We start from the raw sequence: 15,340 nt of genomic DNA on the forward strand, positions 1-15,340 counted from the left end.
AACTTGCCGCCTACAGAACATCTACTGTATTTTTTAAAAGCGTCTACAATACATCTACAGATATTTTTAAGTTATTGTTAGTTAGTGTTTTACGTTTTTTGGTTGTTTTCAGCTTTTGTCTACAACTTTACCCAAGCTCCAATCTTTATGCTAATTTTACGATATGAAGCATCTGGTTTTTAAAAACATATTACTCTTGATTTGGATCGTTATAGGTTGTTATACGGCCCAGGCGCAAAGCTTATTGGATAGTACAGCGCTCGATAATTTAAGTGACAAGGATAAACCAGCCCTGCTTACACAGTTGGCAGAAAGATATAGGACTAATGCAAACTATGGAGCCGCAACTGTAAAGGCACAACAAAGTGTAAGTTTGGCAATAAAACTCAAAAACTTTACCGAAGCCACAAAAGCATATGCCATGCTGGTTAATGTTTATGCAAATACGAAGCAGTTTGCTTTGTTGAAAAAAACGAATGATACCACTTTATCTGTTGGGCAACAGGCAAAACAGCCTATTGCCCTGGCTTATGCTTATTACGCGCAAGCTTTATTTTACAATGCTATCGACAATAACGAATTGGTAACTAAGTATTGCCAGATGGGGCTTAAAATGTTGGAGAAAAAATACGATCCTTATCTTACTGCTAAAATATATTACCAGTTATATGCACTGAATACGAGGTGGGACAATGTGAAAAATGTAAATAGATATGCTCAAAAGGCCACTGAAAGTGCACTTAAAACTACCGACTATAACCTATTGAGTAACTGTTATATTGCACTGTCTGTAGCTGCTGATTACAATTTTGCAGCAACTAAAAGAGAATTACAGCGGGATAGCATTATTTACTACTTAAATAAAGTACAAGATCTTTATAAACAGTACCCTCAATACGTTGCCAGAAAAACATACGCTATGGCTTGTATTAATAGTGCAGATTATTATTTGAAATACTTTCCTGATACGGATCAGGCTGCGAAAACAAATGCCATTCGGTATGCAAGCATGGCCAATGAAGTAATGAGAGGAGTGCTAAATGGAGAAGAGGTTAGGGCGAGCAGTTTGGGTATTTTGAGCGAATATGCCAAAAGAGATAAAAATACGGCCATGACTGAAGGGTATTTACAGGAGGCTTACAGTATGATGAAAGACCAGCAAGCACCATATTATTACACGCTGATCAATATTGTAACAGCATTATCCAGCTTTTATGAGCAAAATGGCAATTACGGAAAGGCACTTGAGTTTCAGAAAAAGGCAACAGCATACAATAGCAAACTTTTTGATCAGAAGCAGGCCTTAAATGCTCAAAAACTAGAAGTACAGTACGAAACTGAAAAAAAAAACAATGAGGTGAAGCTGTTAAAACAGAGCGAAAAATATGCCCAGCAGCAAAAGTACCTGTACATTGGTATTGCGATTGCTTCGCTGTTGGGGCTAATATTCATGTTCAGGTCTTACCATTTCAGGTTAAGATATTCGTTACAGCGCGAAAAACAGCTGCATTTGGAAAAACAGGATGCTGAATTGCAGATGAAATTCGAAAAAGAAGAGCAGGCAAGGTTGAAAGCTGAACAGCAATTATTGGAAAGTCAACAACAGCAGTTACAGAAAGAAGTAATGGCCAGTCAATTGCAGCTGGAACATAAAAAAGAGATGCTTTTTCAGATCAAAGAAAAATTTAATGACAACCATCAACTGAATATTAATAAAATCTGGAATGAAGAACTGCTTTTGGATAACGATTTTGAGGAAGCAAAATTTCAGATCCAACAGGTGCACCCGGAATTTTTCTCTCTGTTAAATCAAAGAGCGCAACAAAAACTCACTGCACTCGATCTGAAACTCTGCGCTTATCTGCATTTGAAGATGGATACCAAGAAAATTGCTCAACTGATGCATATCGAAGCCAAAAGTGTGCGCATGAGCCGCTACCGCGTTAAACAAAAACTGGGGCTTGACAAAGAAGAGGATTTGAATTTATTTTTGCAGAAAATGGCCTAAAGCTTATGGTTTTCTAAGTGTTTATTAGGGCGAAAAACAGGTTAGTGCAAATGGTTAAGCAAATTGAACTGTTGTTGTACTTTGGCCAATACCTGTTCTTTTTTACTGATTATTTTGCGCATCTCCAGCTTGTTCCTTAATAATTGCCCTTGTTGGTGTATTGCGGCATCCCGTATTTTTTCAGTATTTGTTTTATCTTGGCTGATCTGTTGCTGGGCAATAACTAAGCGGTCAAAAATTTCGGATTCTTTAACAGCCTTATAATAGTTGCTTGTTGCCGATTTTAGTTCGTTGCCATATTTAACATCTCCTGTTTCCAGTGCATTTATTTCACTGATGATTTTATCGAATGCCTGTTCCGCTTCGGTTATTGCCTTCTGGGCGCATTTAAAATCGCCATCAATCAGGCACTTCAGTTTCTGTTCATTAGGGCCGTTTTTGCCCAGCAGGATATTGAAAACAACCCGTTCCTTTTGCTCCAGGACTGTTTTTAAATGAACTGCTTTTTTAGACTGGCAAGAGGAAACAATCAAAATCAACATGACTAAAAGGATATTTCTTGGTATCATAACAGTTTATACTGGATTTCTAAATTATTTTCTGGTCAGATCTGTAATCAACAGCGGATTGTCCTTTTTCAGTTTTTCGATCAGTTCTTGTACAGCACCTATTGTAGGGCTTTTTTTCAAATCTTCTACTTCTGCATCGGTAATGCCCACCAATTGTAAAAAGCTTACTTCGCCATGAGGGGTGTCTATTTTTCCCAGTTCGGGATCTAAGGCAAAAACAAAGCCTGTTATTTCTGTTTCTGTATTTAATCTTATTGGCCCATTTGCGGGGATAAAATGATTTTCTTCAAACCATTTACCGCTCGAAAATACGTAGCGAGCCAGGTTGTTCATTACGTTTATGGCCCAAATGGGATCATTTTCATCATCTTTAAAAGGCGCCAATCTAAATGTAAACTCAAAGCCCCATTTGCTAAATTCGCCGCCAGCTTTCTCTTCGTTAAAATACAGTTCGCTCATGCCATAACTGATCATGTGCCGATGAAAAGTTTGGTGCCTGCTGTCATAAATGCTGGCACCATCTATCGGGTCTGTTCCACCGGCTGCATAATGGATTCCGCATAATGGCGGGTAATGACGTGCTTCCGTATTACCATATATCTTCTCCAATTGATCATCTATTGCCTGCCATCCAGGTGTATCGTCTGCAGTAAACTGTTGTTTGTAAATTTCGGGGTTCATCATAATTTTTTACATTTTAGGTGATGTATTTGCTTTTCAAAGATTTTGCCAATTATTCCTGTAACAATTGTTAGGAGATTATCATAACACGTTTTTCTGCTGTTGGCCGCTGCTTATTGAGAAAATATCGTAGTGCCATCAATAGCCAGCGTTTTCACATAGAAGCTCATCTGTGGAGAGGTGCTGCCGCTGGTAACATAAAAACTTTCAGACGAAGCCGCAAGCTCTCCATCTGTAAATGTCATCTTGCGTGGGTTTTTTATGTCGTTAATCGTAACCATGGTAATCACGCCCGATGTATTTTTAAGTAGCCCTGCCATCCATTTAAGTAAAAATTCGTCAGGGATCTGACCGAGTTCTATACTAATGCTACAATTGCCATTATTAATTAATTTACTTTCATCCTGGTTATAAAAAGGATTGTTTAATGAATAATTAGCACCATAAAGCTTATAGCTATGGCTGGTATTGGTGGTCTTATCCGTTAATTTTAATTCAATTTCTGCCTTCGCCTCATTTTGTGCAAATGCATTAAAACTGCATAATAGTAATAATATGATTAGGATTTTGTTATACCATTTGGTTTTCATAAGGGTTGTTATTAGGTTAATGTTAAGAAGCGAAATTGAATTTTCCTTCGAATATTTTTCCGATGAGTGGAACAGGTTTTTCCAGCTCGTTGCTGGCCGCTATAATACCAAGCAATAACAATACAAACGGAATTAATAAAATGAGATAAAAAATAGCGCCTAAAGATGGAATAATCGCTAAAATAACACTGCTCAAAATGCTTAAAAGAATAGACGTGATGATCAGTCCGAGCGATTGCCCGAGGTGATAATTAACCAGTTTGCTTTTTTCTGCTGATTTTTTAAACTCCAGGTAAGAAATGATCCAACCGATTAATGTAATGTAGGCTACAATAGCCATTGTTTTCTGTTTCATGTAATTAAATTTTTTGGTGAATTGAATAACTCAAAGTTATGGGCGTTTAAACCGTCAGCCAAGAAAAGGCAGGCTACACAGCAACTACCTGTTTTTAAAATAGCGTCTACAAGGAGACTACAAAAGCCGTTTAAACCGCTATATCCCATTTATTTGTTGTAATTCTGCTTTTGCAAAAGTGTTTCTTTCCTATTTTTGAATATGCAGCTACCACTGAAAACTTTATTAAGCCTCTTTATTTGTCTTTTCCTTTTTTTTAAAAGTGCAGAGGCCCAAAAAATCTATCTCGATTCCTTAAACCATTTGCTTGTACAAAAAGGTACAACCAAAGAGCTGCGTGTAAATATATTGTGCAAGCTGGCTAAGGCCAATTTTGAAAAGAATCTTCCACTATCTTTCCAATTGGCCGATCAGGCCCTTCGGGTTAGTGCGGAACTAAAGGATGGGAAAAGTAAAGCGATGGCCTATGCCACCCTGGTACATTTATATGTTTGGAAAAAAGACATGAAAAATGCTTATCAAAGCCTTGATAGCGCCATGTACTATGCAAAGAAAACGAAAGATAGGGTTACCTTAGGTTTTGTCTGGTTTAGAAATGGGTGGTTAGACCTTATTAATGATGAGAATGATAAATCCATCACCAAAATGTTTAAAGCACTCGATTTTTTTAAGGGAGAAAATGCTTACGAATATGAGAGTACCATATATCATTACCTGGCCAGCTTTTATGGATATGGGAACAACCCATCTAAACAACAAAAATATGCCGATCTATGTTATCTAACGGCAGTAAAAAGCCAGCAAGTGGATCTGTTGAATAACGCTTATTTTACTCTAGGACAAACCTTTTTTGATCGCTTTAAGCTAGATACCACAAAACGTAATCTGCTGGATTCGACTTTAAAGGTTTACAAAAAATCGCTTTGGCTCTCTAAAAAACAAGAAGGACGTTTGCTTGTATACAGCAATACTGCCGCAGTAGCGCTAAATACTGCCAATACCTATTTTCAGTACTTTCCGGCAAGCTATCGCGATAGCGCCGAAAAATATGTGGATGAGGCGATTGAAATTGCCACAAAAACGAATTTACAGGAGATTTTATTAAATTGTTATGGGTTAAAAAGTGAATATTACCTACGGGATGGCAATTATGACCAGGCTGAAAAAATATTATTAACTGGTTTGGGCAAAACAGAAGATGGAGTGGTTAAAATGCCACTCACAAAGTCCAGAATATTTCAGGGACTCTCCAATATTGCTGAGAAAAAAGGAGATAATGCAGCAGCATTAAATTATCTCAAAGAATATGTGTCGAATTATAAAAAAGCTTTCGACGAAGAGAAAATAAATAACACAGTTAGGATTGAGGCACAATATCAGTCTGAAAAAAAAGAACAGGAAATTGCATATCTCCATCAACAAAGTGCTTACACGAAAAAATTAAATGTTTTCTACATCATTTTGGGGCTTACCGGGATAGTAGCCTTACTTTTCCTGTTAATCTCCTACAACTATAAACTCAAAGCCTCGGTCAGGAAACAGGAATTGATTGATCAGCAAAAGGATGCTGCAGAACTAAAAGCACAATTAAAAGAAGCCGAAGCTTTGCAGTTAAAGGCCGAGCAAGCATTACTTAAAGAACGGCAGGAACGGTTGGAAAAAGAGGTATTAGCCGGTAATTTGCAGATTGAAGAAAAAAATGAGCTGCTGGAACTCATATCGGGCAAGGTAAATAGTGAGAGCCATCTTTCACTTGATGAACAGATTAAACGGATTGTGAATCAACAGAAAAGGATGGATAAAGAGTTTGAAGAATATAAAATAGATTTTTTTGACGCCAATCCTGCTTTTTTTGAACGCCTGCAAGAGAAAGCAAACCATACATTAACCCGGCTCGATTTAAAATACTGTTCATATATGTTGATGGGTTTGACCAATAAAGAGGTTTCCATCCGTTTGGGCATCGAACCCAAGAGCGTGCGCATGAGCCGCTACCGGATTAAACAAAAACTGGGCTTGGGAAAAGACGAAGATCTTAACCTGTTTCTTCAGCATTTAGGTCATTAATAGTGCTTTTGGTAATATAGTTGTTTCGCGCTGTGGAGAATCGGAAATATATGGTATGTAAAGAACTTTGACTGTATTAAACGCTTTCCATACGATAATCCTTCCAAGCAACATGCCCAATATCATTATTAAGCCCTCTGTGCAGGTAAATACAATTAACCACAGATGAAGGTCCGATCTTCAGGAGATAAAAAGAATGCACACAGATATAAAAATCCGTGTGCATCTGTGTTTAAAAACCCCGATCTTAAAATTAGTTCTTTACCAATGTGGGTTTAGGCTGGTAATAAAATTCTTCTTCTTCAAAAGTATCTTCATCTCTCTTTTCTGTATGATTAGCAGGTATAATTTCATCTACTCTCACCATAGGGCCGTTTTTAGCCAACTCACTACCAGCAACTTTCGACTTAAAAATAGGCCATAACAATTGTGCATACCATTGATCGCCTTCGTAATGCGAAATGCCATAAGCCTTAGGGTACTTGCGGGTAATTAAAGCTGTCCCAAAAATAATGTCCCATAAGAAAAACATATTGCCAAAGTTGCCCTTGTAATAACCTACGCCATCATCTGTTGTGGCCGCATGGTGCGCATGGTGGGTAGCTGGTGTAGAAATTGTTCTTTCGAGTACCCAGGCCAGTGGATGTAGTATTTTGTATTTGTAAAAAGGTTTATCCCACGGAATGCTCGAGTGAGCCAGGGTGGTAATGGTACCTTTAATTCCTCTTACCACAATGGCAGGTATGCCAAGTCCTAAATATACCAGGGCTGTGGTTAAGTAGGTTTGTGAAAAAAACAGGGTATAAATGGCATTCTGTCTGCTGGCCATGGCCATCCCCATATATGATGCAGAATGGTGGGTACGGTGAAAACGCCATAACCACGGAATTTCATGGTGCAGCCTGTGGTACCAATACTGGGTAAGATCATCGGCAATGGCAATAATGATGCAGCCCCAAAAGAAAGGAACCCACTCAAAGGTATTCTTCAGGCCAGGCAGTACGGCTGGTAAAAATTTTAGACCATAGTAGGCCACAACCGGCCTGATTACCAATCTTGGCAGGGTAAAGCAGGCAATGTCAACAAAACGTTCGTTTTTTGGCCACTTACCTTTATATAGTCCAAAAGAGAATTCGAGTACGCCAATAAAGAATACTAAAAAGGGAAAACCGAAACCGTTCAGGTTTTCTATGATGTTTTTGATAAAATTAATCACTGGTTCCATTGCTTGATGAATTTTTAGGGTTTACAGATTTAGTTTTTTCAGGTTTGTGCTGTTGTTTTAACCAGGGCCTATCGCCGGTAATGTAAAACGTAACGAACATTAACACAATGGGCAATACATAGATGAAGAGGCTTAATACCGCATTTCTAATGATTTTTTGTCGGGTTTTTTCTTCGATTTTCATGATTCATAGGATTTTAGTTTTTGTTAATGGTTTGTGGTGCTGGCTTATCGCCAAGTAAACGCTGGGTAAGGTAGAGGCCACCAAAAATGATGATAAAGGGGATCAGGGTTACAATAATGCCCACCAATATCTTTTTCCCTAAGATGCTAAAGTCTGATACTGTCATTTTTTTTCTTTTTTAAATTAATAATTAATTATATCCGGGATTTTGTGTGAGTAGCGTGTTGAGTTCTCTTTCGGTTTGAGGGATAGGAAACAGGATGTTTTTTGAGGAAACAGCCGATTTTTCGGGAATTTTTTTAAGGGCATCTACATAAATATTACCGCCCTGTCTTACCAGATCGAACCAGCGATGGCCTTCCTGGATAAATTCTTTTCTACGCTCTAAGAAAACAGAGTCTCTAAATGCATCTGCAGATAAACCAGGCGTTAAATCTGCAATTTTTGCCCTTGCCCTTACTTTGTTAATGGCATTGTAAGCCTCGGCGTTTGGCCCGCTGATGTTGTTTACCACTTCTGCGTAAAGCAGCAATATATCTGCATACCTGATTACAGGATAGTTTACCCCGCTCTGTGCCTGGGTATTTAAGGGGCTTAAGGTATAATCAACAAATTTGTTGAAATACGGCGTATAGGCATTTTTAAAGACTACATATTTGCCTGTTGCCGCATTGTAAACAGAATCGTAAAAAGTGGTTTCGCGCCTGGTATCTGCAGGAGAAAAAAGTTCGTAAACACTTTTGTTGGCAGGTACATCAATGGGGAAAGTTCCGGTATTAAATGAGGTAAAACTCTGACTGAGATTTTGTACAACATTTTTTGCCCCCAGGTTACTTTCAAACTGTACAGAGAAAATGTGCTCGATGCCGTTCTTGGTTGCTTTTTGAAAAACATCTTTATAATTCGGAAACAGCGCATAACCGTAACCACCGTTTATTATGGTATTGAGTTCGGTAAGGGCTTTGGGCCATAATTTCTGCGTAACATATACCTTTGCCAGCAGTGAGTGGGCTGCGCCCGATGTTGCTCTGCCTAAATCGGCTGTGCCATAGTTTTTTGGTAAACTGGTGGCATCTGTTAAATCGGCAATAATCTGCTGGTAAACTGCTGCAATAGCACTTCTCTTAACCAATAAATCTTCAATGTTTACACTTTTAGGTTCGTGCAGTACCAATGGTACATCGCCGTATAACCTCACCAGGTTAAAGTAAAGCAAGCCCCTTATAAATTTGGCTTCGCGCACCAGTCTGTTTTTTAAAACGGTATCTGCTGAAACATTGGGTACATTATCAATCGCAATATTGGCCTTATTGATGCCGAAGTACAATTGTTGCCATACTTTTTGTATCCGGCTGTTAGAAGGGATATAGGTTGATACACCCAAAGCCCGCACATCCGGGTTGGTATTACTCGGACTAAAAATCTGGTTATCACTTGCATTTTCTACCAATAGGTTTAACTGGCGGCCATATAAAGGGAAATCGCCGTTCGGATCGCTGTTTAAAGAACTATAAACAGCATTAACTGAAGAAATGGCATCAGATTGTGTTTTAAAAAACTGCGAACTTACAATAACCGAACTCGGGTTTTCTTCAAGTTTTTTGCAGGCTGTAGCCGTAAATATTATGATTGTTAATAACCAGATTATAGGATGGGTGATTGTTTTTTTCATCTGTATATTAATTTTATAAAGTGATAGATAGGCCAGCTAAAAAGGTTCTGGTGGCCGGGTATGTTCCAAAATCGATTCCCTGTTTGGTATTGTCATTGTCGTAAAAATTTACCTCAGGATCTAAACCCGTGTATTTTGTAACGGTGAACAGATTTTGAGCAGACACATAAAACCTTAAATTTTTAAGCTTGATTTTATTTGCCCATTCTGTTTTAAAGGTGTAGCCCAATGAAACGTTTTTAAGCTTTAGGTATGAGGCATCTTCAATTAAGCGGTCGGTTACCTGTGGTACAGGCGAGTTGGTGGCGCGTGCAACAGTCGCATCCTGATGTTGTGGTGTCCAACGGTCTAACAAGGTTGCCGATGCGTTTTGGGTAAGGGTAGGGCGCTCTAAACTTTGCTGAAGCAAGTTAAATACCCTGTTACCATAAGAACCCTGAAAAAATATCGACAGGTCTATTCCCTTGTAATTAAAAGTATTGTTTAAACTGCCTGTAAACTTTGGCTGTGCACTGCCCAGGCTATGTTTGTCGGTAGTGGTAACAATACCATCCCCGTTGCTATCTACATATTTTGTATCGCCAGCCTGCTGCGGTACACCTCCCAACAGTGGTGTGCCATTAGTAAGATCGGCTGTTTTTAAAAGTCCGTTCGTATCATAACCCCAAAAAGTACCAACCGGCAAGCCAACCTGTACAATTACGGGCGACACCTGTCCTGTTGGCGCAACGGGGAAAAAGCTTTTTACATTTTCTCCCAGACTTAGCACCTTGTTGCGATTGGCACTAAAAATCAATGTGCTTTTCCAGTTAAAAGCGGGTGTTTTTATATTTTCGCTATTCACAGAAAACTCAATACCACGGTTAGATACACTTCCGATATTTTTTAGCGCGCTTGCATAGCCGGTGTATAATGGCAATGGCACATTAAGCAATAAATCGGTTGTTTTTTTGTAATAAGCATCAAAGGCAATGGTTATCCTGTTGTTTACAAAGCCCAGGTCTAAACCTGCATTATACTGTGTAGTGGTTTCCCATTTTAGATCGGGATTGGCAATTTGTACAGGCGATATGCCGGTAACCAGTTTCCCACCAAGGTAATAGTTGGTTGGCGACAATGACGAGAGCGAACTGTATGGCGGTATTTCCGAATTACCTGTTTGGCCTGCACTTAAGCGAATTTTCAGGCTGTTCACTATATTTTGGAGCGGTTTAAAAAATTCTTCATCGTTAACATTCCACGAAACACCTACAGAAGAAAAGAATCCCCATTTATTTTCTTTACCAAGTTTGGAAGAACCATCGGCCCTTTCTGATAAGGTAATATTGTAGCGATGCAGGTAAGAATAGTTAATACGTGCAAGAACCGAGTTAAGGCTCGAACTGCGGGCAGCTGAGTTGGGCAGGTTGGCAATACCAGCATAAGATAAATTATCAAACGTGGTTAAATCGTTGGGAAACTGTTGTGCAGATGTGGTAAAAGATTTGCCATTTTCGTATTGTGTACTGTAACCCACAAGTGCATTGAGGAAGTGTTTATCCCCGAAAGTATGGTTATATGTAAGGGTATTTTCGTTCAGCCAGCTTAGTGCATTGCCCGAACCCAGGGAAGCATAACCTTTGGTAGCATAGCCTGTAGATCCTCCTGCGGGCGAGGCCGTAAAAGAAGGGGCATAATATTGCTGATTGGTGTTCAGGATATCTACCCCTGCGGTAACTTTAAGTATTAGATCTTTTAAAATTTTATACTCGGCTGCAGTATTACCCAATATCCGGTTTAGGGTATTTTGGTTTATAGTGGCCGCTATATCCTGTAGGGGATTGGTTGGCGTTGCATTTAAGGGATTACTGATATTATAGCTACCGTCGGCATTTTTAATTGTTGCAATAGGGCTGGTAAGGATTAAACTTGCATAGGCATTACTAAAGTTGATGCTGTTGTATGCACTGCCCGGTAATTTGTGCTCTATAGATCTGCTCCCGAAAAAATTGGCTGTAACCTTAAATTTTTCTGAAATGTCTTTCTCGTAATTAATCCTTGCTGAATATCTTTTATATCCTGAATTTGATATTACACCATCCTGATTAAAGTAATTGCCCGAAATTAGGTACCTCGATTTTTCATCCCCCCCTGAAACAGAAAGCTCTTGATTAAAGATTGGTGAGTTACTTAAAGCCGAACCTTGCCAATCTGATCCTGAGCCAAATGCTGCTATCTGTGCATCGTTATAAGTTTTCGGCACACCATCACTTGTATTTACATCGTTTATTAACGTAGCCCATTGTGCTCCATTTAGTAAATTGAGCTTTCTTGCTACTGTTTGCGTGCCGTAATAGGCATTATAATTTACGTTGTTTACACCTTTCTTTCCTTTTTTTGTGGTGATGATAATTACCCCATTGGCTCCTCTCGATCCGTAAATGGCTGTTGCCGATGCATCCTTTAGCACTTCTACCGATTCGATGTCACTTGGATTAATGGTAGAGAGTGCGTTTGAACTGGTGCCAATGGAACCAACGTTAGCATTGTCGTTATTGTTGTATACAATAAAACCATCTATAACGTAGAGCGGTGCATTACCAAATGAGATGGAATTACCGCCCCTGATCCTCACCGTTGCTGTACCGCCCGGTTGCCCGGAGTTTTGTGTTACGCCGATACCAGAAACACCGCCTTGTAGCATGTTATCGAAACTTGCAGCAGGCTGTGCCAGCAGGTTTTTGGAAACTGAGCCTACCGATCCGGTAACATCGCTTTTTTTCTGGCTGCCATACCCCATTACAACAACATCGTTCAGGCTGCTCGCTTTTTCTGCTAATAGAATGGTAATCGGACTTCCATCAACCACAATCTCTTTGGTTTGATAACCGATAAAACTTATTATAAGGGTATAGGGGAATTTTTGTCCGGTGCGGAATGAAAAGCTTCCATCGGGTGCGCTGGTTACGGCATGTGTAGTTCCTTTTATAGCTAAAACTACATTCCCGATAGGCTGTTTAGTTATCGAATCTTTTACTGATCCTATTAAGGTTGAGTTAATGATTGGGGTACTTTCATGCTGTGCGCTTGCATTTTTGGTAAACATGGCAATTGCAAGAAATACCATCAGCCTGGCGGCTATTTTTTTTCTATGGATAGATTTTTCCATATATTTATACAGTTTTATTTAATGATTTGAATTGTTAGTAAAACTTGATAACCAGAAGTGATTGGCGTTACACTGGTTATCGAATAATATCCGGCAGGGCTTCCCTGTCGGTTTTGTTTTTTATAATAGACACTATTTCATTTTGTAAGCTGTTTAGAAAAGGCTACACTTCTGCAGTTAGCCTTAGGCCAGTAATTATTTATAAAAATTGGGGGTGAGGAGCGCTGCTGTATTAGCAACAACAGGAAAGGCACATTCGCATGGAAACAAATTGTAAATGGTGCATTGTACTTTTTAATTTATCGTTAATATAATTAACATCATTTTGACAAATATATATAAAATTATTATAAAGACTACAAAAACTATAGAATTTATAGTTTTTATAAAAAAAGCCATTCATACCTTAAATAAAATTTAAGGCTTCACCAAATAAAGATCAGTAAGGAGCTTATTCTAAGTTTTTTAATCGTGGTGTTGAGGAGGATATTCTAACTTCTTTATGCTCTTTAGGAGAGGAGAGCCTGTAAAACAGCAGCCAATAAGTGATGGCCATAATCAACATACCTAAGAGCGCACTGATTATATCATTCCTTTTCATACTTGTTTCGCTACAAAAAAAATGCCGATGCGCCGATATCAACCTTAATAATTGTTTTCTTCTTCTTTTTTATTGATTTTTTAATTTTTTAAGAACAATATTACAAGTCTGATTTTCGGAAATAAGGGCTTTGGCTACAGTGTAAGCAAAAAACGCCACTAATAACAATGAGATTATACTTGGAGGCACTTAAAATTTATTTTTTTGGTAATGTGTTGGGGTTATTGTCATTTTGACTTATATTTTCTGTCCTAAATAATGGTGCCTGATAATCTTTAGGCAAGTAATTTGGCTAACCTAAGCTAAATGTAGCCAGATGATGTCCAATTGTGGATTATTGATTTTAAACTGTAAAACATATCTTAAAAAAAGAGTATGGAGGGCTTACAGTTTTGTCTTTGGAATATATAAATCTGGGAAGGCTTGGCCACCAAAGATTAATATTAAAATCTAACTAAAATTAATTAACAAATGAAACTTATCAGGAAATTACCTTCTAGGCGTTTATTCCGTATATCTGAATAACCTGATAAAATGAGACTGATTGTTGAAAATAAGCATGTCACAATGCAAAACGCTGGCTTAACAGCCTTTTGCATTTAAAGGCAGATCATATTTAACCAATTATCTATTATCTATGAAAACAAAAATGAATCTATTCACACTTTGCGCGGTAACTGTCATTTGCGGATGCAGTAAGCCAACCGTCACTGAAGATCCCGCAGATTTGAGTGCTGGTCTGGTGCCCGGAAAACAAATGGTAGCCGCTGCGCTAGGGCGGGTAAGCACGGTTGTACACCCAGGGATGCTTCATTCTGCGGCTGATTTTGCCCGAATGACTAACAAGGTAAATGCAGGGGCGCAACCCTGGCTGGATGGCTGGAATAAACTTGTAGCCAATGGTCGTTCTGCAGCCACCTATGTTCCGCGGCCGGTTGATACAATTGTGCGTGGAAGAGCAGCAAGCGGAAGGGCTGAAAATTATATCCTGGCCTGTCAGGATGCTGCAGCTGCCTATCAGAATGCACTACGTTGGAAAATTAAGGGCGATGCTGCCTGTGGTGCAAATGCCATAGCGATTATGAATGCCTGGGCTGTTAAATGCAGGTATATTGATGGGGACAGCAATAAACAGCTGGCGGCTGGACTGCAAGGTTATCAATGGGCAAATGCTGCGGAAATTATGCGTGGTTTCAGCGGTTGGTCTGCAGCAGATTTTACTGCTTTTAAAAATTTTATGCTGAATGTATACTATCCCGTGTCGAGCGATTTTCTGAATAGACATAACAATACCTGTGGTACACATTACTGGTTTAACTGGGATATGTCTAACTTATGCACGGTGTTGGCCATAGGCATTCTCTGCGATGATGTGGCCAAGATTAATTATGCAATAGATTATTATCAGCATAGTGGAACCGGCACCGCCTTTATCGGAAGAGTGACTACCGCCACCTATCCCAATGGTATGGACCAGGGCCAGGAGGCCGGGAGAGATCAGGGGCATGCTACGATGGAGGTTCCTCTTTTCGGTACCTTTTGCCAAATGTTATATAACCAGGGCCAAAACTTTTTCGATTATAACCCATGGAGCCATGTTAACCCGCCCCTTTTAGGAGTTAGTGAATATATAGCGGCCTATAACATCAATACAACCAATACCGTTCCGTTTACAACTTATAACAACTGCGAAAATTCAAATCATACGGTTATTTCAAGCGCTGGCCGAGGCACCATACGCCCGGGATGGGAACTGATTTACAATTATTATGTGAAGGTAAAAGGAAAACCAGCTGTGTATACTACCCAATTTGCCGCAAAAGTACGGCCTGAGGGCGGTGGTGGAGATTATGGACCAAATAGTGGCAGTTATGATCAACTTGGCTTCGGAACTTTGACTTTTTCCCGTTGATAGGCAATTGCTTAATATTTCAAGACAAAGACTTTATCGATTCCTGTCAGAACTTTTGAAATTGTTTCAATTTTTCCTTTACTAGCGCAAGTCTTTAGTGGAGAGGCAGCTGGGTAGATGACTTGTGCATTCACTATATTTAACTAGCTGGGATTTTTTTAGAGATTAATGTATTGATTTAATGAAAGCCCAAGTCAGGCTTTTACTAAGGCCGTGGGCGCTAAGACTTGCGCTAGATGGGAGTTAGATAGTTTTTCCGAAGTGATTGCATCAAAGCACAAGTCGAGCCTTTGCTCAGGCTGGGGCACTAAGACTTGCGCTAGATGGG

At 39.2% G+C, this 15,340-nt stretch carries 12 protein-coding genes; 3 read left to right on the forward strand and 9 right to left on the reverse strand.

Translation table 11 applies throughout. The annotated features are described in order from the left end of the window. The first annotated feature begins 196 nt into the window (after positions 1 to 196). The gene (locus ASU31_RS20565; RefSeq protein WP_209435027.1) at positions 197 to 2,008 is read left to right on the forward strand and encodes a hypothetical protein; all 1,812 of its coding nucleotides are present in this window, start codon (positions 197 to 199) and stop codon (positions 2,006 to 2,008) included. A gap of 41 nt (positions 2,009 to 2,049) precedes the next feature. On the opposite strand, the gene ASU31_RS20570 is transcribed toward ASU31_RS20565, so the two are convergent. The 4 genes from ASU31_RS20570 to ASU31_RS20585 form a co-directional block, all read right to left on the reverse strand. Beyond that, complete coding sequence (locus ASU31_RS20570; RefSeq protein ID WP_157258157.1) at positions 2,050 to 2,577, reverse strand: hypothetical protein; 528 nt, start codon at positions 2,575 to 2,577, stop codon at positions 2,050 to 2,052. Positions 2,578 to 2,601: 24 nt separating this feature from the next. Then, positions 2,602 to 3,261, reverse strand: coding sequence for a suppressor of fused domain protein (locus tag ASU31_RS20575; protein WP_245224574.1), 660 nt, complete (start codon positions 3,259 to 3,261; stop codon positions 2,602 to 2,604). 110 nt (positions 3,262 to 3,371) lie between these two features. Then, positions 3,372 to 3,848, reverse strand: coding sequence for a type VI secretion system tube protein TssD (gene tssD / locus ASU31_RS20580; protein ID WP_057934152.1), 477 nt, complete (start codon positions 3,846 to 3,848; stop codon positions 3,372 to 3,374). Positions 3,849 to 3,870: 22 nt separating this feature from the next. Further along, entirely contained in the window at positions 3,871 to 4,203 is a 333-nt protein-coding gene (locus ASU31_RS20585; RefSeq protein ID WP_057934153.1) for a magnetosome magnetite crystal formation protein family, read from the reverse strand. Between the two features lie 303 nt (positions 4,204 to 4,506). Between ASU31_RS20585 and ASU31_RS20590 the strand changes: the two genes are divergently transcribed. Continuing rightward, a complete protein-coding gene (locus ASU31_RS20590; RefSeq protein ID WP_245224575.1) occupies positions 4,507 to 6,270 on the forward strand; it encodes a helix-turn-helix transcriptional regulator in 1,764 nt (587 codons plus the stop codon). A 253-nt stretch (positions 6,271 to 6,523) separates the two neighbouring features. Here ASU31_RS20590 and ASU31_RS20595 read toward each other — a convergent pair whose 3' ends face one another. Genes ASU31_RS20595 through ASU31_RS20610 form a run of 5 tightly spaced genes read right to left on the reverse strand, consistent with a single transcriptional unit; the run spans position 6,524 to position 12,499 of the window. Continuing rightward, positions 6,524 to 7,495: a sterol desaturase family protein gene (locus tag ASU31_RS20595; protein ID WP_245224576.1), complete on the reverse strand. Its 972-nt coding sequence runs from the start codon at positions 7,493 to 7,495 to the stop codon at positions 6,524 to 6,526. Next, positions 7,479 to 7,679, reverse strand: coding sequence for a hypothetical protein (locus ASU31_RS20600; RefSeq protein ID WP_057934155.1), 201 nt, complete (start codon positions 7,677 to 7,679; stop codon positions 7,479 to 7,481). The genes ASU31_RS20595 and ASU31_RS20600 overlap by 17 nt, the downstream gene beginning before the upstream one ends. 13 nt (positions 7,680 to 7,692) lie before the next feature. Further along, positions 7,693 to 7,845 (reverse strand): hypothetical protein, encoded by a 153-nt coding sequence (locus ASU31_RS27750; protein WP_167346220.1) that lies wholly within the window; start codon positions 7,843 to 7,845, stop codon positions 7,693 to 7,695. Positions 7,846 to 7,869: 24 nt separating this feature from the next. Continuing rightward, entirely contained in the window at positions 7,870 to 9,351 is a 1,482-nt protein-coding gene (locus ASU31_RS20605; RefSeq protein WP_057934156.1) for a RagB/SusD family nutrient uptake outer membrane protein, read from the reverse strand. 13 nt (positions 9,352 to 9,364) lie between these two features. Further along, entirely contained in the window at positions 9,365 to 12,499 is a 3,135-nt protein-coding gene (locus ASU31_RS20610) for a SusC/RagA family TonB-linked outer membrane protein (protein ID WP_057934157.1), read from the reverse strand. Positions 12,500 to 13,737: 1,238 nt separating this feature from the next. On the opposite strand from ASU31_RS20610, the gene ASU31_RS20615 reads away from it, so the two are divergent. Further along, positions 13,738 to 15,012 (forward strand): alginate lyase family protein, encoded by a 1,275-nt coding sequence (locus ASU31_RS20615; RefSeq protein WP_209435028.1) that lies wholly within the window; start codon positions 13,738 to 13,740, stop codon positions 15,010 to 15,012. The last annotated feature ends 328 nt before the right edge of the window (positions 15,013 to 15,340 follow it).

The organism is Pedobacter ginsenosidimutans, assembly GCF_001442625.1.
GTDB lineage: Bacteria > Bacteroidota > Bacteroidia > Sphingobacteriales > Sphingobacteriaceae > Pedobacter > Pedobacter ginsenosidimutans.